Source organism: Flavobacterium sp. UBA2787 (assembly GCA_002352205.1).
Taxonomy (GTDB): Bacteria; Bacteroidota; Bacteroidia; order Flavobacteriales; family Flavobacteriaceae; genus Flavobacterium.
The window spans coordinates 102,063-126,928 of the sequence record DEHZ01000003.1; the positions used below are offsets into that span (position 1 = coordinate 102,063).

At 34.8% G+C, this 24,866-nt stretch carries 24 protein-coding genes; 5 read left to right on the forward strand and 19 right to left on the reverse strand.

The genetic code is table 11. The features are described 5' to 3' along the window. From B4N66_RS02315 to B4N66_RS02350, 8 genes are all read right to left on the reverse strand, one after another. The gene (locus B4N66_RS02315; RefSeq protein WP_291092129.1) at nt 1-1,311 is read right to left on the reverse strand and encodes an FtsW/RodA/SpoVE family cell cycle protein; all 1,311 of its coding nucleotides are present in this window, start codon (nt 1,309-1,311) and stop codon (nt 1-3) included. A 76-nt stretch (nt 1,312-1,387) separates the two neighbouring features. Further along, entirely contained in the window at nt 1,388-2,719 is a 1,332-nt protein-coding gene (gene murD / locus B4N66_RS02320; protein WP_291092130.1) for a UDP-N-acetylmuramoyl-L-alanine--D-glutamate ligase, read from the reverse strand. Continuing rightward, nucleotides 2,719-3,945, reverse strand: coding sequence for a phospho-N-acetylmuramoyl-pentapeptide-transferase (mraY, locus tag B4N66_RS02325; RefSeq protein ID WP_291092131.1), 1,227 nt, complete (start codon nt 3,943-3,945; stop codon nt 2,719-2,721). The genes murD and mraY overlap by 1 nt, the downstream gene beginning before the upstream one ends. 7 nt (nt 3,946-3,952) lie before the next feature. Beyond that, complete coding sequence (locus B4N66_RS02330; protein WP_291092132.1) at nt 3,953-5,416, reverse strand: UDP-N-acetylmuramoyl-L-alanyl-D-glutamate--2,6-diaminopimelate ligase; 1,464 nt, start codon at nt 5,414-5,416, stop codon at nt 3,953-3,955. Beyond that, entirely contained in the window at nt 5,413-7,407 is a 1,995-nt protein-coding gene (locus B4N66_RS02335; RefSeq protein WP_291092133.1) for a penicillin-binding protein, read from the reverse strand. Before B4N66_RS02335 ends, B4N66_RS02330 begins: the two co-directional genes overlap by 4 nt. Then, on the reverse strand, nt 7,398-7,745 hold the full coding sequence (locus tag B4N66_RS02340) for an FtsL-like putative cell division protein (protein ID WP_291092134.1): 348 nt from the start codon (nt 7,743-7,745) through the stop codon (nt 7,398-7,400). Before B4N66_RS02340 ends, B4N66_RS02335 begins: the two co-directional genes overlap by 10 nt. After that, on the reverse strand, nt 7,746-8,654 hold the full coding sequence (gene rsmH, locus B4N66_RS02345; RefSeq protein WP_291092135.1) for a 16S rRNA (cytosine(1402)-N(4))-methyltransferase RsmH: 909 nt from the start codon (nt 8,652-8,654) through the stop codon (nt 7,746-7,748). Further along, nucleotides 8,629-9,102, reverse strand: a complete 474-nt coding sequence (locus B4N66_RS02350) for a division/cell wall cluster transcriptional repressor MraZ (RefSeq protein ID WP_248435497.1) — start codon at nt 9,100-9,102, stop codon at nt 8,629-8,631. Before B4N66_RS02350 ends, rsmH begins: the two co-directional genes overlap by 26 nt. Before the next feature lie 397 nt (nt 9,103-9,499). Between B4N66_RS02350 and B4N66_RS02355 the strand changes: the two genes are divergently transcribed. Beyond that, complete coding sequence (locus tag B4N66_RS02355; RefSeq protein WP_291092136.1) at nt 9,500-10,264, forward strand: alpha/beta fold hydrolase; 765 nt, start codon at nt 9,500-9,502, stop codon at nt 10,262-10,264. A gap of 37 nt (nt 10,265-10,301) precedes the next feature. After that, the gene (gene yihA / locus B4N66_RS02360) at nt 10,302-10,919 is read left to right on the forward strand and encodes a ribosome biogenesis GTP-binding protein YihA/YsxC (protein ID WP_291092137.1); all 618 of its coding nucleotides are present in this window, start codon (nt 10,302-10,304) and stop codon (nt 10,917-10,919) included. Here the strand turns inward: yihA and gldC are convergent. Further along, nucleotides 10,916-11,248, reverse strand: a complete 333-nt coding sequence (gene gldC, locus B4N66_RS02365) for a gliding motility protein GldC (RefSeq protein WP_291092138.1) — start codon at nt 11,246-11,248, stop codon at nt 10,916-10,918. The two genes, yihA and gldC, sit on opposite strands and share 4 nt — an antisense overlap. Then, nucleotides 11,248-12,204: a gliding motility lipoprotein GldB gene (gldB, locus tag B4N66_RS02370; RefSeq protein ID WP_291092139.1), complete on the reverse strand. Its 957-nt coding sequence runs from the start codon at nt 12,202-12,204 to the stop codon at nt 11,248-11,250. The genes gldC and gldB overlap by 1 nt, the downstream gene beginning before the upstream one ends. A gap of 116 nt (nt 12,205-12,320) precedes the next feature. On the opposite strand from gldB, the gene nadE reads away from it, so the two are divergent. Beyond that, nucleotides 12,321-13,136, forward strand: coding sequence for an NAD(+) synthase (gene nadE / locus B4N66_RS02375; RefSeq protein WP_291092140.1), 816 nt, complete (start codon nt 12,321-12,323; stop codon nt 13,134-13,136). Between the two features lie 109 nt (nt 13,137-13,245). Further along, on the forward strand, nt 13,246-13,875 hold the full coding sequence (locus B4N66_RS02380; RefSeq protein ID WP_248435508.1) for a response regulator transcription factor: 630 nt from the start codon (nt 13,246-13,248) through the stop codon (nt 13,873-13,875). Nucleotides 13,876-13,915: 40 nt separating this feature from the next. Here the strand turns inward: B4N66_RS02380 and dnaG are convergent, their stop codons facing one another. The 6 genes from dnaG to rlmN all read right to left on the reverse strand — a co-directional run bounded on the left by dnaG (nt 13,916) and on the right by rlmN (nt 20,797). Continuing rightward, on the reverse strand, nt 13,916-15,904 hold the full coding sequence (gene dnaG / locus B4N66_RS02385) for a DNA primase (protein ID WP_291092141.1): 1,989 nt from the start codon (nt 15,902-15,904) through the stop codon (nt 13,916-13,918). 126 nt (nt 15,905-16,030) lie between these two features. Beyond that, nucleotides 16,031-17,143 carry a hypothetical protein gene (locus tag B4N66_RS02390; protein WP_291092142.1) on the reverse strand — a complete coding sequence of 371 codons (1,113 nt, stop codon included), beginning with the start codon at nt 17,141-17,143 and terminating at the stop codon, nt 16,031-16,033. Nucleotides 17,144-17,178: 35 nt separating this feature from the next. Further along, the gene (locus B4N66_RS02395) at nt 17,179-17,856 is read right to left on the reverse strand and encodes a hypothetical protein (RefSeq protein ID WP_291092143.1); all 678 of its coding nucleotides are present in this window, start codon (nt 17,854-17,856) and stop codon (nt 17,179-17,181) included. Then, nucleotides 17,843-18,403, reverse strand: a complete 561-nt coding sequence (locus B4N66_RS02400) for an RNA polymerase sigma factor (protein WP_291092144.1) — start codon at nt 18,401-18,403, stop codon at nt 17,843-17,845. The genes B4N66_RS02395 and B4N66_RS02400 overlap by 14 nt, the downstream gene beginning before the upstream one ends. A gap of 313 nt (nt 18,404-18,716) precedes the next feature. Then, nucleotides 18,717-19,697: a polyprenyl synthetase family protein gene (locus tag B4N66_RS02405; protein WP_291092145.1), complete on the reverse strand. Its 981-nt coding sequence runs from the start codon at nt 19,695-19,697 to the stop codon at nt 18,717-18,719. A 47-nt stretch (nt 19,698-19,744) separates the two neighbouring features. After that, nucleotides 19,745-20,797 carry a 23S rRNA (adenine(2503)-C(2))-methyltransferase RlmN gene (rlmN, locus tag B4N66_RS02410; protein WP_291092146.1) on the reverse strand — a complete coding sequence of 351 codons (1,053 nt, stop codon included), beginning with the start codon at nt 20,795-20,797 and terminating at the stop codon, nt 19,745-19,747. Between the two features lie 71 nt (nt 20,798-20,868). Between rlmN and B4N66_RS02415 the strand changes: the two genes are divergently transcribed. Next, complete coding sequence (locus B4N66_RS02415; protein WP_291092147.1) at nt 20,869-21,510, forward strand: O-methyltransferase; 642 nt, start codon at nt 20,869-20,871, stop codon at nt 21,508-21,510. On the opposite strand, the gene B4N66_RS02420 is transcribed toward B4N66_RS02415, so the two are convergent. From B4N66_RS02420 to B4N66_RS02430, 3 genes are all read right to left on the reverse strand, one after another. Then, the gene (locus tag B4N66_RS02420; RefSeq protein ID WP_291092148.1) at nt 21,507-22,076 is read right to left on the reverse strand and encodes a phosphatase PAP2 family protein; all 570 of its coding nucleotides are present in this window, start codon (nt 22,074-22,076) and stop codon (nt 21,507-21,509) included. The two genes, B4N66_RS02415 and B4N66_RS02420, sit on opposite strands and share 4 nt — an antisense overlap. A 2-nt stretch (nt 22,077-22,078) precedes the next feature. Continuing rightward, the gene (locus B4N66_RS02425; protein WP_291092149.1) at nt 22,079-22,426 is read right to left on the reverse strand and encodes a Sec-independent protein translocase subunit TatA/TatB; all 348 of its coding nucleotides are present in this window, start codon (nt 22,424-22,426) and stop codon (nt 22,079-22,081) included. A 184-nt stretch (nt 22,427-22,610) separates the two neighbouring features. Next, complete coding sequence (locus tag B4N66_RS02430) at nt 22,611-24,866, reverse strand: M1 family metallopeptidase (RefSeq protein ID WP_291092150.1); 2,256 nt, start codon at nt 24,864-24,866, stop codon at nt 22,611-22,613.

The window sequence follows — 24,866 nt, forward strand, 5'->3', positions numbered from 1 at the left end:
TTAACTTTTGTTTAAAACTGCATTCATTGGATTATCTTCGATAGAATAATCTTCCTCTTTTTGTTCTTCAGATTTTATCAAAGCCTTTTCATCTTCTTTCAATTGCTTGTCAATCATTTTTTGAAGAGCCGCATCTCGCATGGCTTTTTCTTTATTTTCGGCAGCAATTTCTTCTTCTTTTTTGGTTACATTGATGATGATTCCCAATGCCAAACAAGTTACCCAAATGGAACTTCCTCCACTACTAATTAAAGGCAATGTCTGTCCGGTTGTGGGTAATAATTCAACTGCAACTCCCATATTAATCATGGCTTGAAACACGATAGGAAAACCGAGTCCGACGACGACTAATTTTCCGAATAAGGTAGTAGCTTTGTGAGCTGCTATTACAATTCTAATAAATAGCAAAAGATAAATTCCCAGAATTGCTAATCCGCCGGCTAATCCGAATTCTTCGACAATAATGGCATAAATAAAATCGGAAGAAGATTGTGGTAAAAAGTTTTTCTGAACGCTTTTCCCTGGTCCTAATCCATATACTCCACCGGTTGCTATAGCTGTTTTTGCTCTTTCAATTTGATATACTTCGTCCGGATCTTGAACGTCATCGTTAAAAAAACGTTCGATACGAGCTTCCCATGTATTGACACGAGTTGTTAACGGATTTGGAAATGCTTTGGCTATCAGAATAAAAAATGCTAATGATACAATTCCGATTCCCAATACTGCTCCTATATATTTTAACGGATACTTTCCAACGAAAACCAACATTAAAACCATTGCAAAAATCAATGCTGCCGTGGAGAAGTTAGCCGGAAGAATAAACATCAATGTGATTCCAACCGGAAGCCATAAATCAATAAATGACGATTTGAATGTGAGTGGTTCTTCTCTGGTTTTGGATAAATAACGAGCCACAAAAATCATCAACACAATAAAAGCTAACGTGGAGGGTTGAAACGAAATTCCAACAAACGGCACTTGAATCCATCTACTTGCATTAGCACCTGCAATTACTGTTCCTTTAAACAATGTATAGGCGAGTAATAGCCAAATAAAGGGCAATAAAATTCTTGAAATACTTCTAAAATAATGATACGGGATTTTATGAATTCGATATATGATAAAGAATCCAAGAGCCACGTGTACTAAATGTTTTATTAGATAACTTACTGTATTTCCGGTACCTTTTCCGGCATAAGCCAAATTGCTACTCGCACTAAAAACCGGCATAAATGAAAACAGAGCCAATAGGGCTATTAATGCCCAAATGACTTTGTCTCCTCTTAAACTTTTTATTAGTGCTAACATATTTAATTTCAATTACAAATATCAATTTCAATAACAATATCAAAAATCAAACTCTTTACTCCCAACTCAAAACTCCCTACAAATTGCGTACTGCTTGCTTGAATTGTCTTCCTCTATCTTCGTAATTTTCGAACAAATCGAAACTCGCACAAGCTGGTGATAATAAAACAGTATCGCCTTTTTCTGTTAGATGTTGGGCTGTTCGAACGGCATCGCTCATGGAGGTTACTTCTACCATCACATCGACAACATTTCCAAAAGCATCTATAATTTTTTTATTATCAACTCCCAAACAAATGATGGCTTTCACTTTTTCGCGAACCATTGACATTAACTCTGAATAATCATTTCCTTTATCAACGCCACCAACAATCCAAACCGTTGGTGTGGACATGCTATCCAAAGCAAAAAATGTAGCATTTACATTCGTCGCTTTACTATCATTGATATATTGTACATTTTGGATTTTCAACACACGCTCCAAACGATGTTCCACTCCCTGGAAATTCGACAAACTTTCTCTAATAGTTTGTTTTCTGATACGCATCAATTGAGCCACAGAAGTTGCTGCCATTGCGTTTTTCATGTTATGTTTGCCTTCCAAAGCCATTGTTTTGGTTTCCATTGTAAATTCTTCTTCGTTGATGTACATTTCCATAGTGTCGTTGTTTATAAATCCTCCCATTTGGTGCTTTTGTTTAAGCGAAAATGGAATTAATTGTGCTCTTGTTTTGTTGTTTTTTAACCAATTTGTTGTTGCTTCATCATCTGCATCGTAAATCAAATAATCATCTTCGGTTTGATTCATTGTTATTCTAAATTTTGAAGCGATATAGTTTTCATACTTATATTCATATCTGTCCAAATGATCTGGGCTTATATTGGTGAGAATGGCGATATGCGGTTTATAGTTAATGATGCCGTCTAACTGAAAACTGCTTAACTCCAGCACATACACATCAAAATCCTCATCAGCCACTTGCCATGCAAAACTCTTTCCTATATTTCCAGCTAATCCCACATTTAACCCTCCTGATTTAAGGAGATGATAGGTTAACATGGTGGTTGTCGTTTTGCCGTTACTTCCTGTAATTCCGACAGTAATCGCATCTGTAAATTGTGCCGCAAATTCAATTTCTGAAATAACCGGAATTTGCATTACTTTCAATTTCTTGACAATTGCCACTTTATCAGGAATTCCGGGACTTTTCATTACCACATCGGCATTTAAAATCATCTCTTCGGTGTGCTTTTCTTCTTCCCAAGCAATACCATTAAGCATCAGAACTTCTTTGTAATTCTCTTTTATTTTTCCAAAATCGGATAGAAAAACATCATATCCTTTTTTCTTTCCTAAAATGGCGGTTCCCACCCCACTTTCTCCTCCTCCCAACACAACCAATCGCATTATCTTAATTTTAAGGTTACGATTGATAAAATGGCCAGCAATATCCCTACAATCCAGAATCGGGTTACAATCTTACTTTCATGATAGCCTTTTTTCTGGTAATGATGATGCAAGGGCGACATGAGAAAAATTCGTCTTCCTTCGCCAAATTTCTTTTTGGTGTATTTAAAATAACTGACTTGCATTACCACTGATAAATTTTCGGCTAAGAAAATTCCGCAGATAACAGGAATTAGCAATTCTTTTCGGATGGCAATGGCGATTACGGCAATGATTCCGCCAATGGTCAAACTTCCTGTATCGCCCATAAAAACGGCAGCGGGATAACTGTTGTACCATAAAAATCCAATGAGTGAACCCACAAATGCGGAGATAAAGACCGTCATTTCTCCCGAATTGGGGATGTACATAATATTCAGGTAATTGGAAAAAATAATATTACCTGAAACGAATGTAAAAATCCCAAGTGTAAGCACAGAAATAGCGGAAGTTCCGGCTGCGAGACCATCAATTCCGTCGGTTAAATTGGCACCATTTGAAACAGCTGTGATGATAAAAATTACAATCGGAATAAAAATTAACCAAGCCCAATCTTGATAACCATCGCCTAAAAAGGAAAGGATTTCGGCATAATCAAATTCGTTATTTTTGAAAAACGGAATTGTTGTTGATGTCGATTTTTCTTCTAAAGAAGCAGGATTTATAACTGTTTGCGTTGTAGTTTGAACATTGGTTAATTGCGTATCTTTTCGAACGGTAACACCCGGATTGAAATACAAAACCGAACCAACTATCAAACCTAAACCAACTTGTCCTATTACTTTGAATTTACCTTTTAATCCTTGTTTGTCTTTTTTGAAAATCTTAATATAATCATCAATAAAACCGATTGTTCCCATCCATAATGTGGTAACAATCAACAAAATGATATAAATATTATCCAATCTTGCCAATAAAACTACCGGAACTAAGGTGGCTAAAATGATGATTAATCCACCCATGGTTGGTGTTCCTGCTTTTTGGGTTTGACCTTCTAAACCAAGTTCACGAACCGTTTCCCCAACTTGTTGATTTCGAAGAAAATTGATAATTCTCTTTCCAAAGATGGTTGAAATTAATAGCGATAAAAGAACCGCCAAACCTGAACGAAATGTAATGTACTGAAAAACTCCTGTTCCGGGAACATCGAGTGTTTTGTCTAAATATTCAAATAAATAATACAGCATATCGGTTCTATTGGTTTCGTTCGTCTAATAGTTCTTTTACGGTTTCCATGTCGTCAAAATGATGACGAACACCTTTGATTTCCTGATAGGTTTCATGACCTTTTCCGGCAATCAGAATAATATCGTTTGGTTTTGCTAATTGGCAAGCTACTTTTATGGCTTGTTTTCTATCTAAAATGGATAATGTTTTGCGATGATTTTGCGGTTCAACACCTTTTTCCATATCCATTAAAATATCCGTAGGATCTTCATCTCTTGGGTTGTCTGACGTTAAAATGACTTTGTTGCTTAAAGTAGATGCAATATTGGCCATAATTGGACGCTTCGTTTTATCTCGATTTCCTCCGCACCCCACGACTGTGATTAATTGTTCGTTTTTGGTTCGAATATCATTGATTGTGCCTAACACATTTTCCAACGCATCGGGTGTGTGAGCATAATCAACAATGGCGGTGATTTTATCATCTGAAACGATGAATTGAAAACGTCCTGAAACACTTTCTAATTCTGATAATAATCGAAGAACCTCTAAACTATCTAGCCCTAATTCGACAGCAGTTCCATAAATTGCCAGTAAATTATAGGCGTTAAATGTTCCGATTAATTTTACCCAAACTTCGTTTCCGTTTATTTTTAATAATAATCCGCTCAACTGATTTTCTAAAATGGAAGCTTTGTAATCGGCATACGATTTTAGAGCATAAGTCAACTTTTTTGCTTTTGTGTTTTGCAACATCAAATTGCCGTTTTTATCATCTACATTCGTTAACACGAAAGCTGACTTTGCTAAATGGTCGAAAAATGATTTTTTTACATCGCGGTATTCTGCAAATGAGCTATGATAATCTAAATGATCATGAGAAAGATTAGTGAAAATTCCACCCGAAAATAGCAAACCTTCTGTTCTTTTTTGATGAATTCCGTGTGAGCTGACTTCCATAAAACAGAATTCAACACCGGCTTTATTCATTTCTGACAAATAATAATTTATCGATAGTGAATCCGGAGTAGTATGTGTGGCTGGAAATTCTTCTTCATCAACCAAAATTTTTACGGTAGAAAGCAATCCAACTTTATAACCTGCTTTTTTAAATAATTGATACAACAAAGAAGCAATTGTTGTTTTGCCATTTGTTCCGGTAATTCCAACTAATTTTAAGTTTTGCGATGGATTTTCATAATAATTCGAAGCCAAGAAAGCTAATGCCAAATTGGTATCTTTTACTTGAATATAGGTTACTCCATTAACAATTATATCAGGAAAAGTATCGCAAACAATTACAGCAGCACCTTGATTAAGGGCTTTTTCGATAAAATCATGTCCGTTTGAAATTGTTCCGCGAATGGCCACAAAAACATCATTCAATTCCACCTTTCGTGAATCGAATTCAATTTTATTGATGGTGGCATCAGTTGAACCTTTGACCGCTTCAATGCTTACTTTATATAATATGTCTTTTAGCGTTATCACGATAATTCTAATATAATTGTGCTATTTTTCAGTAATGGTTCTCCGGGTTGAATGGATTGCTTTTTTACTTTTCCGATTCCAATGATTTTTACTTTTATTTTTAAATTTTCTAATAAGGCCAATGCATCCATACCGGACATTCCTTTTACATTTGGAATGGTTTTGATTTCTTTAGATGAATTGGTATAGTAGGTGTCATAATTCTTGTCTTGTATTGGAATATTTTTCTCTAAACTTTTCACTTCATTGGTTGAAGGAACATCGGTAAACACTTTTTGTGCAATTCGTTTGAAAACCGGACCGGAAACATCTGCACCATAATATCCTTTGGATTTACTAGGTTTGTGAATCACAACAATGCAAGAGTATTTTGGTTGATCTGCAGGAAAATAACCTACGAATGACGAAGCATAATACAAATTAGCCTTGTCTGAATAGCCCATTTGAGCTGTTCCTGTTTTTCCTGCCATCGAAAAATCTTTGGAATACAACTTAGAACCAGTTCCTTTTTTGACAACATTTTCTAAAACCGCTTTTATTTTGTCGATTGTTTCTTGTGAGGCAATTTTTGGATTAATCACTTCTTTATCAAACTTTTTAATGGTTTTGTTCCATTCTTTAATTTCTTTTACAAATAATGGTTTTACCATTTCACCGTTATTTGCCACAGCATTATATAAAGTCAAGGTCTGAAGTGGTGTCATTGAAACTCCGTACCCATAAGCCATCCAAGGCAAAGTGGTGCCATACCAATTTTTGTCACCGGGTTGTGGAATTTTAGGTTTACCTTCTCCTTTTATTTGTAAACCAAGTGGTTCGTGCAATTTCATACGTTTAATATGATCTACAAACTTTTGAGGATTACTTTTATAATTGTCATGAACTGCTTGAACTAAAACTGTATTAGAAGACAATTCAAATCCTCTTCCAAGCGAAATTTTACCATAACCTCCTTTTTTAGAATCACGTACTTTTCTGTTATAATATGTTATTTCACCACCTCTTGAATCATAAACACTGCTTGTATCTGCCAATTTATCTTCAAAAAGAGCAATTAAATCAATCAATTTAAAGGTAGAACCAGGTTCATGTGATTCTGCTACGGCATAATTCACGGTTTCTGTATAATTCCCGTCTTTGTCTCTTCCTAAATTTGAAATAGCTTTTACTTCACCGGTGTGCGTTTCCATTACCACTACAGAACCGTGCTCTGCTTCATAATATTCTAACTGCTTCAGCAAAGCGTGATGAGCAATGTCTTGGATGTAAACATCGATTGTAGAAATGATGTCATAACCATCTTGTGGTTCTACTTCATTTTCGTCGCGAATAGGTTTCCACTGACCTTTTGCCATTTTTTGCATGAGTCGTTTTCCATCTTTCCCGTTTAGATAATCTCTAAACGCCCATTCGATTCCTTTTCCGTCCGGAGTTCCGTTTGGTCTGATTCGTTCATAACCTATGGTTCGTTCTGCAACTAACCCAATCGGATGTTCACGAACTGTTTTTTGTTCGGTTATGATTCCACCGCGATAAGCACCTTTATTGAATAGTGGAAAACTTTTGATTTTCATGTATTCGGTATAACTCAAATTTCTGGCTACCAAATAGTATCTGTTCTTTGTTGATCTCGCTCGTAAAAATTCTGTTTTATAAAACTGTGATGGCTTCCCTAAAAGTTTTGACAATGAATCGCAAAGTGGTTGAAGATTTTTGTCGAAATCTTCTTTTTTGGGAGCCATGGCATCAAAACGAACTTTATAATTTGGGATAGAGGTTGCTAATAAACTTCCATCAGAAGAATAAATATTCCCTTTATTTGCAGGTATTACGAAGTTTTTCACACTTCGTTCTTTGGCTAACTTTCGGTAATATTCACCTTCAACCCATTGAATATTGGTTAACTTAACAGCAACACCAATAGCCATCAAAAAGACGACTACGGCAACCAAATAAATTCGGTAAGAGATATGTTTATCTGTTACTTCCATATTTTTTCTGTTAATGTTTTTTCTTTCGGTTTAACCACTTTTATTTTTGTTGGAGGCACGTTGGAAGGAAATATTCCTTTTTCTTCCATTTTTTTAGAAATGGTGCTTTCCATTTTTAATTTCATTAATTCTGAACGACGATCTACAAATTCTGAACGCAGTTCTTTAACTTCTTTATTTAATTCAACAATTCTGAATATTTTTTTTTCGTAATGATGAATATTTGCAATCATTATCATTGCTAATGCAATTAGAAATACGATGAATCGCCAGTTTTTAACCGCATCCTGATTAACCAGAAATCTTGCTTTTAATATGTCGTATATTCCGGCTTTCATTTACTTTTTTTCAGCGATTCGCAATTTGGCACTACGAGCTCTGTTGTTTATTTTAATTTCAGCATTATCAGGAATAATCAACTTTCCTATTGATTTGAATGGCACAGAATAATTTCCAAAGAAGTCACGTTCAGGTTCGCCTTCAAACATTCCGTTTTTCATAAATCTTTTTACCAAACGATCTTCGAGAGAATGATACGAAATCACACTTAATCTTCCACCAGGTTTCAGAATATCTAATGATTGTTCTAAGAATTCTTTTAGAACTTCCATTTCTTGATTTACCTCAATTCGGATGGCTTGATAAATCTGAGCCAAAATCTTATGGCTCTTATGAGCCGGTAAAAATTTTGAAAGAACTTGTTTTAATTGTTCCGTATTTTTAATTGGAATATCTTTTCGTGCATTTATAATTGTATTAGCAATCGCTCCCGCATTCGATAATTCACCAAATTCAGCAAATACTTTTTTAAGTGTAGCTTCATCATATTCATTTACAACCATAAAAGCATTTAACTCTCCTTTTTGACTCATTCGCATATCTAATTCTGCATCAAAACGGGTAGAAAAACCTCTTTCAGCTACATCAAATTGATGCGAAGAAACGCCTAAATCTGCCAAAATCCCATCTACTTCTTTCACACCATAAAATCGCAAGTATCGTTTGATGTTTCTAAAATTTTCATTAATTAATTTGAATCGTTCATCAGGTAAAGCATTCGCCAACGCATCTTCATCTTGATCAAATGCGAATAATTTCCCATTCGGACCTAGCTGACTCAAAATCTCTTTTGAATGTCCGCCACCACCAAAAGTCACATCTACATAAACTCCGTCCGGCTTGATTGTCAAACCTTCAACGGATGTTTTTAACAAAACCGGATTATGATATTCCATTGTCATCATCATTAACATTTCCCATTACGTCTTCTGCCAAATCAGCAAAATCGATAGTTGCATCATCAATTGATTTTTCATATAAATCTTTATCCCAAATCTCCACAATATTAACCGCCGAAGACAAGACAATATCTTTGGAAATAGAAGCAAAAACCACTAAATCTTTTGGAACCAACAAACGACCCAACGCATCGATTTCAACAACTTTTACACCAGCAGTAAATCTTCTGATGAAATCATTGTTCTTTTTCACAAAACGATTGAGCTTGTTGACTTTATTCATCAAAACGTTCCATTCTGCCATCGGATACAATTCCAAACACGGCTGAAAAACCGATCTCTTCAAGACAAAACCATCTTGCAATGAAGCAGCCAACTGCTTTTTCAAAGGAGCAGGCAAGAGCAGCCTTCCTTTGGCATCGACTTTACACTCATATGTTCCAACAATGGTATTCAAGGAGTTACAATTTTGATGGTTTGATAGCAAATATAAAAACATTTTACCACAATTTACCACAAAATACCACTTTGTTAATAAGTTTTACCACTTTGCTCTTCAAAACGATTTCGAGGTAACCAACTGAATTATTGCACATTATTTAACAAAACATTTAGAATTGTACAGTTTGAAAGAAAATATTCAACAGTTTAACAAACTGGCTTCAGTTTTTATATGATTTGTGTTATATTGGATGAATTGACTTGACTTGAAAAAATGTTGATAATTAACCACTTATCCAATTGGTGCATTTTTTTTAATCGAACCCTAAAATTCATTTCAAATAAACAGTACAATTCTTCTTTTTTATGGATAAAATCATATATTTGTGTTGAATTGAAAGATCTCATTTTTGATGAAAGAAAACTTTAAGAAAGAAGGAAAATATACTTATTTTGAAGCCGGAGAAGGAACTCCAATTATTGTTTTGCACGGTCTTATGGGCGGTTTGAGCAATTTTGGCGGAGTAGCTGATTTTTTTCCAAAAAATGGATATAAAGTCGTTATTCCTGAACTTCCATTATACACACAAAACATTTTAAAAACCAACGTAAAAGCTTTTTCAAAATTTGTAAAAGACTTTATTGTTTTCAAAGGATTTGAACGCGTTATTTTATTGGGAAATTCATTGGGAGGTCATGTTGGTTTATATCACACAAAAATGTATCCTGAAAAAGTTGCCGCATTAATACTAACCGGAAGCTCAGGCCTTTATGAAAGTGCCATGGGTGATAGTTATCCAAAAAGAGGTGATTATGAATACATCAAACTAAAAACCCAAAATGTATTTTTCAATCCGGAAATGGCTTCAAAAGAATTGGTAGATGAAGTTTTTGCAATTGTAAATGACCGCATTAAAGTAATCAAAACACTAACTATTGCCAAAAGTGCCATTCGACATAATATGGCAAAAGATTTGCCAAAAATGCAAACCCCAACTTGTTTGATTTGGGGTAAAGACGATAAAGTCACGCCACCTGAAGTTGCCGAAGAATTTCACAAATTATTACCGAATTCAGATTTGTACTGGATAGATAATTGTGGACATGCTGCGATGATGGAACATCCGGATGAGTTTAACAAAATCATGTTGGAATGGTTAGAAAAAAATAAACTATAAAAAGTCCGAATGGACTTTTTTGTTTTACTTAAATACTATGAAAATTAACACTGCCGAATTTGTAATCAGTAATTCTGAAGTAAGCAAATGCCCGAAAGACCCGCTTCCGGAATATGCTTTTATTGGAAGATCAAACGTAGGAAAATCATCGTTGATTAATATGTTGACTAACCACAAAAGTTTGGCAAAAACCTCATCTAAACCGGGAAAAACACAGTTAATTAATCATTTTAAAATAAATAACAATTGGTTTTTGGTCGATTTACCGGGTTATGGTTATGCAAAGGTTTCTAAAAAATCAAAAGAAGTCTTTCAACAATTTGTGACTGATTATTTTGAAAAAAGAGAACAACTGGTTTGTGCTTTTGTATTGATTGACATTCGATTAGAAGCTCAAAAAATTGACTTGGAATTTTTCACGTATTTGGGCGTAACCGAAGTTCCGTTTTGCATCATATTTACCAAAGCAGATAAAGTTGGCAAAACCCGAATTCATTCCCACATTGAAGCCTACAGAAAACAAGTTTTAGCCAGTGGCTGGGAAGAAATGCCGCAACACTTTATTACTTCGGCAACAGAATCAACCGGAAAAGAAGAATTACTTTCTTTTATTGACGAAATAAATCAGGAAATGTTTAAAAACAATAATTTCTAACTTTTCAATTCCAATTTCTCGGCAAAATATTCGCAAAAATCACGCATCGTATCGGCCATTTTATCATCAGTTGTGGCACGTTGAAATGTATCTGCCATTGCCACTAATGTTTGGTGAAAGAAGATTTTCATTTCATCCACAGGCATATCTTTAGTCCATAAATCAATTCGAAGAGATTCTTTCGCTTTAGAATCCCACACCGAAAGCATAATCGCTTTTGTTTCTTGATTTTCTATTCCACCGTCTTTGGCAGTCCATTTCAACGATTCAGGAACTTTATTTTCATCTAAAGTAACGTCAAATTTTATTTCAGAAGTAATCAAACTCATTATTTTTTAGGTTTATATTTTGATCGGGTAAAAATTTCTTTCGCATCCATTGCTAAAAATTCGTCCAAAGATACTTCATTATTTTTCATAAAAGAACGAACGATTTGCCAACCAATCCAAACTCCGGTTCTTCCCGGCGACTCGGCATCAATTTCAAGATAGAATTTAGAAAAGGGTGCCGGAGCGATGAAACGTTGTACTAACTTGGTATCGGAATCATACAATAAATTATCTTCTATAAAGTATCGCCAAATTTCGCCTTCGTTTTCTTCACACCATAATTGCTGTTCTTTAGAGTATCCTATTTTATCAAAATCTTCATAAGTTGGAAGAATCAAATCTTTGATATACATTTCTTTTCCAAAATAAATCATTTGGTCTAAAAATGTTTTTTCTCTAGGTTGAGCAATCACGCGAGTAGAAAAATCGGAAACCACATCGGGCATAATTTGTGATCGTTGAAAAGTTTGACGGAAATAATCTGGGAATTCATAGAATTTATGTTCCTTTCCTAAATACAAATCTAACGAAATCAGCAAAAGACTATCGGTATAAATTACTTTATTTTGATAATCCATTTCAGAAATTAATGTTGTTACTTTTGAAGGTAGTTTTTGGTTGGGAAAGTAAAATTTTATACGACGGAAAACTTCTTCCAATTCTTCTTGTACCGGTGTAAAATTGCTGTATTTTTTTTGCACTTCGTGATACAATTCTCGGTACAAAGTATCTTTCATTTTGCTCACAAAAACACTATCCGGAAATTGACTTGGGAAAAAAGCCGGATATTCTGATTTCATTTTTTGAAAATCTTCTACTGGAGTTTCGTAAAAAATTTTGTCGAAACGTTCAACTGTAAGTGAAACAGGAATCTCCTCTATTTGTTTTTCTATTTTAGACTTTTTATCGCACGAAGCAACTAAAACAACTAGAAAAAATAATATGATTTTTCTCATTATGATTTGAATTATGATAACATTAATTTGATTTAGAAAATTGAATGTATTTTTCTATTTTTACCACATTAATTTCAATGCAAATATACATTGCCAAATCGTATTCCCTTTAAAAAATGACACAAAAAAACACAACAATTAATGTAGAAAAAGTAAACGAACACATTGTTAATTGGTTAAAAACGTATGCAGAAAACGCAAAAGTAAATGGTTTTGTTGTGGGAGTGTCCGGTGGAATTGACAGTGCCGTAACATCGACACTTTGTGCTCAAACAGGATTAAAAACACTTTGTCTTGAACTTCCTATTCATCAGGCGGCTTCGCATGTTAGTCGAAAAAAGGAACATATTGCACAGTTAAAAAAACGTTTTCCAAATGTTGAAAGTGATTCTGTTGATTTAAGCAATACGTTTGAACAATTTAAAAAAGATGTTCCAAGTTCTGAAAACGAAGCTAAATTAAATTTATCGCTTGCCAACACAAGAGCAAGGCTTCGTATGACGACTTTGTATTATTTTGCAGGAATTCACGGATTACTTGTTGCCGGCACCGGAAATAAAGTAGAAGATTTTGGCGTAGGTTTTTATACAAAATATGGCGATGGCGGAGTAGATTTGAGTCCGATTGCCGATTTGATGAAATCGGAAGTGTATGCATTGGGAAGGTTCTTAAAAGTACCGGATTCTATTTTAACCGCAGCTCCAACAGATGGTTTATTTGGCGACGATCGTTCGGATGAAGATCAGTTGGGAGCAAGTTATGACGAATTAGAATGGGCGATGCTTCAGGACGAAGCAGGTAAAAATACTACAGATTTTAATGGGCGGAATTTAGAAGTCTTTAACATATACAAAAGGCTCAATAATGCTAACAAACACAAGATGAACGCTATACCTGTTTGTGAAATTCCTAAAGTTTTAAGACAAATCTAAAATTTTTCTTAAAATTTTTTGTCAGAATTACATTCCATTAAAAAAAAATATAGTATCTTTAACAGCCCTAAAAAAATATTAATCATTTTCTAACTAAATACCACTTATTATGATTAAAGTTTGTTTAGCCGATAATCAACCCGTTGTACACTTCGGAGTGAAATCGTACTTTAAAGATCATGCTGAAATAAGTATTGTAGGCCATGTGGGTAACTACAATATGATTTTGGACATGCTCAAAATTAAACCCATTGACATTTTAGTCTTAGACTTGGAGCTTGAAGGGCTAACGAGTATTAACTTAGTGAAGTACATACTTAAAGAATTTCCGAGTACTAAAATTATTATTTTCAGTAACCTTTCGGAAAACATTTATGCTCCAAACGCTTTAAAAGCGGGTGTTTCTGCCTATTTGCACAAAACATCCAAATTAGAAACACTTGGAAATGTAATTGTGAAAGTAAATAATGGTGCTGTTATTTTTAACGATGCCATTAAGAAAAGTTTAGCTCTTATTGCTAAGCAAAACAAAAGCGAAAGATTGTACCGAAAACTTTCTAACAGAGAAATTGAGGTATTGCGTTTTTTGAGTGATGGAAAAAAGAACAATGAAATTTCTAAAATTTTGGGACTGAACGAAAAAACCATCAGCACCTATAAATTGCGATTACTCACAAAATTGAATGTGACGAATTTGGTAGACTTAGTTAACAAAGCAAAAACATTAGAGATTGTATAAAAATACTTAGAAAAAAAGACCTCAAATTAGAGGTCTTTTTTTAGTTATAATCCGAACGCATTCTACCTATTCGTCGAGTGATGTTTACTTTTAGTTTATTATAATCATTTATCATTGTTATAATTTCTTCAGGAGTAAATTCAGGCGTTTCCGCTTGAATTTGAAGCATTAATTCTTGATTTAGCTTATTGATTAGGTATTCTCTAAACGTAACAATTGTTTCTGTAACCAATCGCGAGAGAATTTCTAAATCGTCTTTTTCTTTTACAAAAACTTGCTTTTTATCTAACCATCCGTGCAATTGATATTTCTCATCATTCATTAAAATATCAGTGACTACTTCGGCATGTTCGGGAACTAAATTATTGAGGTAATGATTCTTGTCAAACAATTCATTTTGATGAAATTGAGCAACTAAATCAATATAAATGGCATTAAAAATCGGATTAGCCAGTTCAATTTCGTCTTCTTGTAAACTCAAATAAATGCGTTCATAGATTTTATGATTAACTTTTTCAATGATTTCTAATTCTTTTCCATTTTCATCAAATTGAATAAAAACATTTTCAAATTCCACTTCATGATGACCATATAATAGTAGAATTTCCAGAATCGATTTTTCCAATAACGTAACAACATCAATTTTAGCGATGGTTTCGGTTGAATCATTTTTAACAACATCAAATACTTTTTGCTCTTGTTTGAATTTTTTGTTGGCTTCAGACAAATCTTTTTGAGCCATTTGTGCCAACGTGCTAAACAAAACATCTTCCGAAATATCCATGATTCGGCTACATTCCTGAATGTAGATTTCACGTTTAATTCGATCCGGAATTTTTGAAATACTAATCACCATATCCCGAATTAAATCGGCTTTTTTGATGGGATCATTCTTGGCATCCTGCATCAATAAAGAAGCTTTGAACTGAATAAAATCTTTAGCATTTTCATCTAAATACTTGACCAATTCATCATACGGTGTTTTTTTGGCAAAACTATCAGGATCATCTCCATCCGGGAAAGTACAAACTTTAACGTTCATTCCTTCTTCCAAAATCAAATCGATTCCGCGAATGGATGCTCGTAAACCTGCCGCATCACCATCAAAAAGAACAGTAATATTTTTGGTCAATCGATTAATTAATCGAATTTGATTTGGTGTTAAAGCCGTTCCGGAAGACGAAACAACGTTTTCAATTCCGGCTTGATGCATTTGAATCACATCGGTATAACCTTCTACCAAAAAACAATTATCGAGTTTGGCGATGGATTGTTTGGCATGAAAAATTCCGTAAAGCACATTGCTTTTATGGTAAATTTCACTTTCGGGAGAATTTAAATATTTGGCGGCTTTTTTATCATTCGTCAAAATTCGTCCACCAAAACCGAGTACTCGTCCCGACATACTTTGAATAGGAAACATCACACGACCTTTGAATCGATCAAATTGCTTGTCTTCGCCAACAATTGTGAGTCCGGTTTTTTCAAGAAATTCTAATTTATACGCTTTTCCGAGAGCTTCTTTGGTTAACGCATCCCACGTGTTTGGTGAATAACCTAAATTAAATTTTTTGATGGTTTCATTTGAAAAACCGCGTTCTTTAAAATACGATAATCCGATTGCTTTGCCTTCCTCCTCTTCCCACAAAACATATTGAAAATATTTACTCGCAAATTCGGAGACCAAATACATGCTCTCTTTTTCATTGGCAACCAGCTTATCTTCGTCACTTGAAACGGTTTCTTCAATTTCAATATTGTACTTTTTGGCTAAATACCGAATAGCTTCTGGGAACGAAAAATGCTCATGTTCCATTAAAAAAGTAACAGAATTTCCGCCTTTTCCGGTACTAAAATCTTTCCAAATCTGCTTTACCGGAGAAACCATGAACGAAGGCGATTTTTCATTGGAAAACGGACTCAACCCTTTCATGTTACTACCGGCACGTTTGAGTTGCACAAAATCACCAATCACCTCCTCAACTCGGGCGGTTTCAAAAACTAAATCGATGGTATTTTGCTTAATCATTGGTGTTTTTTCGTAGCCTGTAAAAGTACAATTCAGTTTTTAAAAATAAGGAATTAAAACAATAAAAAAAAGGTGCTTCTTGACGAAAACACCTTTCAAACAAATGTATATTAACTCAAACAAATTTTAATTGAAATCGAAACGCAAACCTAACGAAATGTTGTTTTGATCAACTGTATTATTTTTAAACATCGGATTTAAGTCGTACTTTAGATACAAACTTGTGGCACGATAACCTATGTACGTTGATAAACCATAGGTAAAATCAGACGTGTTGAAATCGCCTTTTTCTTTTACTTTTACACGAACATCGTCTTCATTGAATTTTAGAATTTGTTTCGATTTAATATTAAATCCGGCATATCCTCCAATTCCAAGTCGGACACTTTTATGTGATCTAAATCTCGTATCACCGTTTTCGCTAACCGATTTTGGTGTAAAATCAAATTCTAAATGCAAGGGTAAAACTAAACTTACATTTCTAAAACGACTTTCTTTTAAATTCAAATCAAATTCTTGTAAATTGGTTTGTTCACCTTGTTTTACGAAGTAACGATTATCGGTAGGACGTAAATTGTTATACATCAAAGACAAACCGTATTTAGCGTGCAACAAGTTATTATTTTTGAAAATTCTGGTATTATAAGTAAAACCCCATTCGTAGAAATGTGAACCCCAAACACGGTAATCGCTGTCTTCCAACGAACCGGAGTCTCCATCCGTAACAAGATTATTTAATCCGAAAGCAAAGACAAATTGAGAAGTAGTTCGTTTTGAATTTCTTTTGAATTTTTCTTTTTCGCCTTTGAAAATTTTCATGGAACCAATATTAATTTCTGTGTGATCTTCTCCAATGGAATCATTTGCACTAGAACCTAAAATAATAGTTGTTCCACCTTTAACCTTTTCTTCAGAATGCTTTACTTTACCATCAACCGCATCTTTAACCAATTGTTGCAGTTTAGCTTCTTCCAGAGCAACTTTCTCTTCAATGTTTTTAGCTCTCACTTCGGCTGCTTTTCGTTTTTCAACTTCTGCTTTTTCGGTTGTAATTGTTCCGTTTTCTAACAATTTATTGATGTCTTCTACCTCTTGTTTAAGGGCTTCTTTTTCTTCAGAAGTAATCTTTTTGATGTTTTCAGAAATGGTTTTTGCCCTACCATCAAATGTTTCCTGACCATACATTTGAGTAACTAACGTGCATAGCAATACTGCTGCATAAAGGATAATTTTTTGCATAATTTAAAATTTAACTGTTCGTGATTTGATTGTTTTTACTCGTAATTTCGATTGGCCAAGGTTGACTTTACCGAATTGTATTTTTTGTTTATCGATTGAATAACTTTATCCCTAAATGTTTCATCTACTTCTTTTTCTGCCGAAGAAAGCAATGCATTAGCATCAACTTTTACAGATGGTTTTTTTGAAATATTCGGAATTTCAATTTTTTCTCCGGTTTCAATTTCGGCCAAAAGCGATTCGGCATTGATGTATTTGGCTGTTGATTCTTTTGGTTGACTTTCAACAATTAGTTCCTCGTTTTTAGAATGATTATCCAACAGAAAATCTTTTTTTGGATTGATTTCAGTAGATGGCTTTTCTATTTTTTTGGTTAATTGATGAACGACTGCTTCAACTTCTTTTGCTTCAGATAAATTATTTTCAATTTTAGGAGTTGACTCATTTTCAATCAATTTAGTTTCATTTTCCAAAACAATTGGGTTGGATAGTATTACATTCTCAGTTGAATTTTCTTTGTTCATCATAAAAATTCCAATCAGCGTAAATCCAACAAAAACTGCCGCAATAGAAAGCCACTTGTAACTTCTTTTTGGTTTTTGTTCTTCTACTGAAAGCATGGCATCCAAACGATCCCAAGCATTGGCAGAAGGCTGAATCTCTCGTTGATTCAACTTTTCTTTGATTTGTTTATCTATATTATTCGGTTCCATTGTCGTAATTCTTTAATTTGTTAATCTGATTCTGAAGCATCTTTCTGGCATGTGATAATTGCGATTTTGATGTTCCTTCATTAATACCTAACATTTCTGCAATTTCTTGGTGTTTGTAACCTTCGATGGCGTAAAGATTAAAAATCATTTTATATCCATCCGGTAAACTATCTATGAGAAACTGAATATCATCAACTGAAAATTTGCTTTCGATGTCGTTATGTCTTTCTTCAAAAAAAGTTTCGTCTTCAATAAACTTTACTTGTTTTTGAACTCTGATAAACGAAATACATTCATTTATCATAATCCGTCTAATCCAACCTTCAAAACTGCCTTTGTGTTCAAAATTTTTCAAACTAGAAAAAACTTTCATAAAAGCGGTAATCATTACATCTTCGGCTTGCTGCAAATCCTTGATATACTGTCTGCAAACTCCCAACATTTTTGGCGAAAATTTTGTGTAAATCTGATGCTGTGCGTGTCGGTTATTTTCGACAGCCAATCGGATTGTGTTTTTCTCGTCTTGATGTAAGTTGATTACTTTCATTTTTTATTGTAATTGGTAAATGGTCAGTTCCGTTTAACAATTTGTTTAAAATCAGATTCTATAGTTATAGACGAATGAAGTTTGAATTTAGTTGCATGGGTTTTGAAAAAAAATTGAAAAAAGTTACAATTAACTAAAATTCAATGATTTAAAAATAACAAAAAATAGTTACGCTTGATAAACTTTTATTTCAAAAACAGTTTTTGCCTGCTTCGCAGGAGATTTTTATTTCAACTTCGTCATCTTGCAAAATGACAAAACTGTGACTGAGACTGAAAACTGAGACTGAGACTGAAAACTGTAAAACTGAACACTACTTTTTCCTCTCAATAACATAATTCACCATCAAAATCAAAGCATCTTTGTAAGGTGATGTTGGAAAGTGATTCAATAACTGAAGAGCTTCTTGTTGGTAAGAAACCATTTTTTCTTCTGCATAAACCAGTCCGTTGCTTTGTTTCACAAAATTGATTACCTCTTTTACTCTTTTCTTGTCTTTGTTGTGGTTTTTAACGGAATTGATAAGCCAACTTTTTTCTTTTGGCGTACAATTATTTAAAGTATAAATCAACGGCAATGTCATTTTTTGCTCTTTGATGTCAATTCCGGTGGGTTTTCCTATGGCATCGTCGGTATAATCAAACAAGTCGTCTTTAATTTGAAATGCCATCCCGATCAATTCACCAAATTTTCGCATCCGTTCTACGATTTCCTGATTCTCGGGTAAAACAGAACAAGCTCCAAGCGAGCAACAAGCAGCTATTAACGTAGCTGTTTTTTGACGGATGATTTCATAATAAATATCTTCTGTAATATCTAATCTTCGGGCTTTTTCGATTTGAAGTAATTCGCCCTCACTCATTTCACGAACAGCAACAGAAATGATTTTCAATAAATCAAAATCATTGTTATCAATGGAAAGCAGTAATCCTTTGGATAATAAAAAATCACCCACTAAAACGGCGATTTTGTTTTTCCACAACGCATTGATAGAAAAAAATCCGCGACGGCGATTACTGTCATCTACAACGTCGTCGTGAACCAAAGTTGCCGTGTGAATCAATTCGATAACCGAAGCACCGCGATAGGTTCTTTCGTTTACAAAACCTTCCGATACCATTTTGGCAGTCAGAAAAACAAACATCGGACGCATTTGTTTTCCTTTTCGGTTTACGATATAATAGGTGATTCTGTTGAGCAACGCCACTTTGGAAGACATCGATTCATAGAACTTTTTTTCAAAAAGTTCCATCTCTTTGATGATGGGTTGCTTGATTTGTTCGGTGATTTTCATGAAAGTTCAAAGATAGTTAGAAAGTTAGAAAATCACAACTTGAATTATTAGGAAACTGCTTCGTTTTTATTGGCCAATTGACCACAAGCGGCATCAATATCTTTTCCGCGACTTCTTCGCACTTTGGCAATCACGCCGATTTTGTCTAATGCTTTCACATATTCATCCAAAGCAGCATCCGAAGCCTGTTGAAACATCCCATCATCAATTGGGTTATATTCAATTAAATTGACTTTGCAAGGCACATACTTGCAGAATTTCACCAAGGCATCAATTGATTTTTTATCGTCGTTGATTCCTTTCCAAACTACATATTCATAGGTAATCTTGCTTTTGGTTTTTTGGTACCAATATTCTAAACTTTCACGCAATTCTTTCAGCGGAAAACTTTTGGAAAACGGCATAATTTCAGCACGAATTTCATCAATAGCCGAATGTAGTGAAACAGCTAATTTGAATTTCACTTCTTCATCGGCCATTTTTTTAATCATTTTAGGGATTCCCGAAGTGGAAAGTGTGATTCGTTTGGGCGACATTCCTAATCCTTCCGGCGAAGTAATCATTTCGATGGCTTTGATGACGTTGTTATAATTCATCAATGGTTCGCCCATTCCCATAAAAACGATGTTAGAAAGCGGTCGATCAAAATACAAACGACTTTCATTATCGATGGCTACGACTTGATCGTAAATTTCATCGGGATTTAAGTTTCGCATTCGCTTTAAACGAGCCGTTGCACAAAAATTACAATCTAAACTACAACCTACTTGACTGGAAACGCAAGCGGTGGTTCGGGTTGCGGTTGGAATTAAAACGCTTTCTACCACCAAACCATCATACAAACGAACGGCGTTTTTAACGGTTCCGTCTTCGCTGCGTTGCATTTGATCTACTTTGATGTGGTTAATAACAAAATTATCTTCCAACATTTGACGGGTTTCTTTGGAAACATTGGTCATATCTTCAAAAGAATATACTTTTTTGCTCCACAACCATTCATACACTTGATTGCCCCGGAAAGCTTTGTCGCCATTGGCTACAAAAAAATCTCGTAGTTGAATTTTGGTTAATGCCCGAATGTCTTTTTTGGTGGTATTCATGGTGCAAAAATAGCAACTATTTACGGAATTGATTGATTTGTAATTTGTAATTTTGTCGAAAATCATTTTACATGCATTTCCTTTCCGAAGATTTAGAAGATTACGTGACGGCTCATTCGCAAGATGAACCGGAATTATTAGCTCAATTAAACAAAGAAACCTACCAAAAAATATTGTTGCCTCGAATGTTGAGTGGACATTTTCAGGGACGGGTTTTGAGTATGTTATCGAAATTAATTCGACCAACTTCTATTTTGGAAATTGGAACCTACACTGGTTATGCTACCCTATGTTTATGTGAAGGAATGCAAGAAAACGCCATCGTTCATACCATTGATATTAAAGAAGAATTAGTTGATTTTCAACGGAAATATTTTGATAAATCGCCTTGGGGAAGTCAGATTGTGCAACATTTGGGTGAAGCTGTAGATATTATTCCAACCTTAGAAACAAAATTTGATTTGGTTTTTATTGATGCAGATAAAGAAAACTACCTCAACTATTATGAGTTGATTGTGCCGAAAATGAGCAAAGGCGGTATTATTTTATCGGATAATGTTTTGTGGTCCGGAAAAGTGATTGAGCCTCTGAAAGAAGGTGATTTGAGTACTAAAATTTTATTGGAATACAACCAACGATTGAACTACGACCCAAGAGTGGAATCGGTGTTGTTGCCTATTCGAGATGGATTAACTGTTAGTCGGGTGCTTTAATTGGTCGGGAAATACTTAGGCTGCATTATTTTATAAATACGATAAAATAAAGTTCCGGTAAAAATTCCGAAAATATAGCCTGAAATAATATCTGCAGGGAAATGTAATCCGAGATAAATGCGACTGTAAGCAAAAATCAATGGAAAAAGGAATAACAAAAATAAATACTTAAAATGTTTTCTAAATAGAAAAAAAATAAAAGTCGTGGTTGCCATTGAATTGGATGCATGACCGGAAAAATAGCCAAATGATTTTCGTGCCCAACCTTCTTTCATTCTAATTAAACCTTCTAACGTTGGATCGTTGCAAGGGCGAAGTCTTTCAAACATATATTTGGCAAGATTAGTTAATTGGTCTGTGAATGTAATTAAAGCCGCCAAAAAAAGTACTAAAATTCCAAATTGTTTCCAGCCAATTTTTTTGATGATGAAGTAGAAAACAAAAATAAATATTGGAGACCAATAGATTTGTTTGGTGATGATTAACCAAAATCCATCCCATTGCTCTGAGCCTAAATTATTGAGAAATAGAAATAAATCTTTGTCGAGTTGAATGAGTTCTTCCAAGGCTAAAATTGTCTTTTAATAGGTCCGGTAATTTGTTCGATGTCTTCTTTTGCTTTTTCTATTTCGGTTGTAAAGTTGGTGTCAACTCCTGTTGTTGAATTCACTGTGCTGTTAAAACTCTGTTTTACTTTATCAATTTCTTCCGAAATTCCCCCAGTGATGCTATTAGTGTCTATTCCGTTAGCTTCGGCACTTTTTGTGATTTCACTTTTAATATCATCGGTGGCGTGTTTCAGTTGACGAAACATTTTGCCTAAGGTTCTGGCTATTTCGGGAACTTTATCGGATCCGAAAAGCATGAGTACCACTAATATGATGAGTATGAATTCTCCTCCTCCTATTCCAAACATAATCCTATTGTTGTTTTGACTGCAAATGTACGAAGATTTTTTAGCCCTGATAGCAGCGGAAATATTTTGCCGTTTTTTGCTTGATTTTGTTGGCAAAAAAAAGCGACCAGAGGAAGCTCTTTTTTTGACTTACAAAATCTGCAAAAAACGGTAAAATATTGCAGTGGATAGCAGGATTAGCTCTTTATTTTGATTTATCTAATTCGTCAAATTTTGATTTTACTGCTTCTTTTGGCCATGTATTGTTGGTTACATCAATGTCGGCTGTTTCCAATTTTGGATCAAGCTGAATTTTTTTGATTGGCTTTCCGGTAGCAAAAACTCTCGTAGCTGTTTGATTGCTTTTTCGCCAAATTTGTGCCGGAAAATGATGTGTTTCTGATGTTCCGTCTTCAAATTGTAATTCGACAATAATTGGCATAATCATTCCGCCCGGTTTATCAAATTCTACTTCGTAGAAATATTTTGGCGATTTTAATTTTGCCTTTTCTTCGGGTGTAAATTTTGTTGAAATAAACTCGTTCAGCGAACTGATATCTTCGTTTGCCAATGCTTTTTTGCGGTTATTTTTAAGTTCTTTATGATTGGATTCCACCAAATAAACATAAGGTCCGGTCGCGGTTCCAAAGCGACCTCTGCGGGCTTTCACATCTTTTAATTCGGTAGTTGGCTCATCGGTTACGAAATATTGCTTGACTTCTTTGATGCCGATATCCACATAATCGGTGGAGAAAAACCAGCCTCTCCAGAACCAATCTAAGTCAACGGCTGAAGCGTCTTCCATCGTTCGGAAAAAATCTTCCGGCGTAGGATGTTTGAATTTCCAACGGTTGGCGTAGGTTTTAAAAGCGTGGTCAAACAACTCGCGTCCCATAATCGTTTCTCGTAAAATATTCAATCCGGTTGCGGGTTTGGAATAGGCGTTTGCTCCAAATTGGTGAATGCCTTCAGAGTTGGACATAATCGGTTCTAAAAATCGTTGGTCGCCACTCATATAAGGCACTATTTTGCTCGCCGGTCCGCGACTTGATGGGTAATTTTCGATAAAATCCTGTTCGGCTAAATATTGCAAAAATGTATCCAAACCTTCATCCATCCAAGACCATTGGCGTTCGTCGGAATTGACAATCATTGGAAAATAGTTGTGTCCGATTTCGTGGATAATTACGCTAATCATTCCGTATTTTATGCGGTCTGACACAAATCCGTTGGCATCGGGACGACCGTAATTCCAACAAATCATTGGATATTCCATTCCTTGATCTTCGGCAGAAATAGAAATGGCTTTGTGGTACGGATAATCGAACGTGTGACGTGAATACGTAATCAACGTTTGAGCCACAGCACGGGTTGAAAATTCTTCCCACAACGGATTACTTTCGTTTGGATAAAGTGAAATCGCCATCACATTTTTGGTATCCAATTTTACCGCCATTGCATCGTAAATGAATTTTCGGGAAGAAGAAAAGGCATAATCACGCACGTTTTCTGCTCTAAATTTCCACGTTTTTGTTTTGGTAGAAAAGCCTTTTTCGTTTGCTTTTGCTTCTTCGGGTGTGATGATTAAAACCGGTTTGTCGAATGTTTTTTCAGCTTGTTCGTAGCGTTTGATTTGCTCTGAAGTAAAAACGTCTTTTCGGTTGAGTAAAACGCCGGTTGCTTCCAGAACGTGATCAGCAGGAACGGTGATGTTAACGTCATAATTTCCGAACGGAAGAGCAAACTCTCCACGTCCCCAAAATTGCATATTTTGCCAACCTTCTACATCATTATACACTGCCATTCTTGGGAAAAATTGTGCAATAACGTACAATCTGTTGCCGTCTTTCTCAAATTCTTCGTAGCCGGAACGACCGCCATCTATTCTGTAATTATTGATGTTGTACCACCATTTGATAGAGAAAGAAACTTTTTGATTTGGTTTTAAAGGTGTTGGCAAATTAATTCGCATCATCGTTTGATTGATGGTATGTGAAAGTGGTTTTCCAGAAGCATCGTGTACATAATCGATGTTGAAACCACCATCAAAACTTTCTTGCATATGTTTTTTTACAAAACCATCAACCGGCATTGCACCATCCATTTTTTGACTGTCAATTAATGGTGTTTTTGATTGACGGGAACGCATATTTTGGTCTAATTGAACCCATAAATATTCTAATTCATCCGGAGAATTGTTGTGATAGGTAATGGTTTCAACACCGTCTAAACGTTTGTTTTTATCGTCTAGAACAATATCCATTTTATAGTCAGCTTGCTGCTGATAATAAGCCGGTCCCGGAGCACCGGAAGCCGTTCTGAACATATTGGGTGTAGCCAATAAATCATACATTTGGCTAAACTTATTGGTATCATACCTACCCGGCTCACGCTTGGTTTGGGTCTTTTCTTGAGCAAATAATAAGGCTGGAACGAAAAGTAAAAGTAAAAACTTTTTCAT

Coding starts and splice junctions, on each gene's coding strand:
- B4N66_RS02315 (WP_291092129.1), bottom strand. CDS start 1,311: ATGTTAGCACTAATAAAAAGTTTAAGAGGAGACAAAGTCATTTGGGCA.
- murD (WP_291092130.1), bottom strand. CDS start 2,719: ATGCGATTGGTTGTGTTGGGAGGAGGAGAAAGTGGGGTGGGAACCGCC.
- mraY (WP_291092131.1), bottom strand. CDS start 3,945: ATGCTGTATTATTTATTTGAATATTTAGACAAAACACTCGATGTTCCC.
- B4N66_RS02335 (WP_291092133.1), bottom strand. CDS start 7,407: ATGGAAGTAACAGATAAACATATCTCTTACCGAATTTATTTGGTTGCC.
- B4N66_RS02340 (WP_291092134.1), bottom strand. CDS start 7,745: ATGAAAGCCGGAATATACGACATATTAAAAGCAAGATTTCTGGTTAAT.
- rsmH (WP_291092135.1), bottom strand. CDS start 8,654: ATGATGATGACAATGGAATATCATAATCCGGTTTTGTTAAAAACATCC.
- B4N66_RS02355 (WP_291092136.1), top strand. CDS start 9,500: ATGAAAGAAAACTTTAAGAAAGAAGGAAAATATACTTATTTTGAAGCC.
- yihA (WP_291092137.1), top strand. CDS start 10,302: ATGAAAATTAACACTGCCGAATTTGTAATCAGTAATTCTGAAGTAAGC.
- gldC (WP_291092138.1), bottom strand. CDS start 11,248: ATGAGTTTGATTACTTCTGAAATAAAATTTGACGTTACTTTAGATGAA.
- gldB (WP_291092139.1), bottom strand. CDS start 12,204: ATGAGAAAAATCATATTATTTTTTCTAGTTGTTTTAGTTGCTTCGTGC.
- nadE (WP_291092140.1), top strand. CDS start 12,321: ATGACACAAAAAAACACAACAATTAATGTAGAAAAAGTAAACGAACAC.
- B4N66_RS02380 (WP_248435508.1), top strand. CDS start 13,246: ATGATTAAAGTTTGTTTAGCCGATAATCAACCCGTTGTACACTTCGGA.
- dnaG (WP_291092141.1), bottom strand. CDS start 15,904: ATGATTAAGCAAAATACCATCGATTTAGTTTTTGAAACCGCCCGAGTT.
- B4N66_RS02390 (WP_291092142.1), bottom strand. CDS start 17,143: ATGCAAAAAATTATCCTTTATGCAGCAGTATTGCTATGCACGTTAGTT.
- B4N66_RS02395 (WP_291092143.1), bottom strand. CDS start 17,856: ATGGAACCGAATAATATAGATAAACAAATCAAAGAAAAGTTGAATCAA.
- B4N66_RS02400 (WP_291092144.1), bottom strand. CDS start 18,403: ATGAAAGTAATCAACTTACATCAAGACGAGAAAAACACAATCCGATTG.
- B4N66_RS02405 (WP_291092145.1), bottom strand. CDS start 19,697: ATGAAAATCACCGAACAAATCAAGCAACCCATCATCAAAGAGATGGAA.
- rlmN (WP_291092146.1), bottom strand. CDS start 20,797: ATGAATACCACCAAAAAAGACATTCGGGCATTAACCAAAATTCAACTA.
- B4N66_RS02415 (WP_291092147.1), top strand. CDS start 20,869: ATGCATTTCCTTTCCGAAGATTTAGAAGATTACGTGACGGCTCATTCG.
- B4N66_RS02425 (WP_291092149.1), bottom strand. CDS start 22,426: ATGTTTGGAATAGGAGGAGGAGAATTCATACTCATCATATTAGTGGTA.
- B4N66_RS02430 (WP_291092150.1), bottom strand. CDS start 24,866: ATGAAAAAGTTTTTACTTTTACTTTTCGTTCCAGCCTTATTATTTGCT.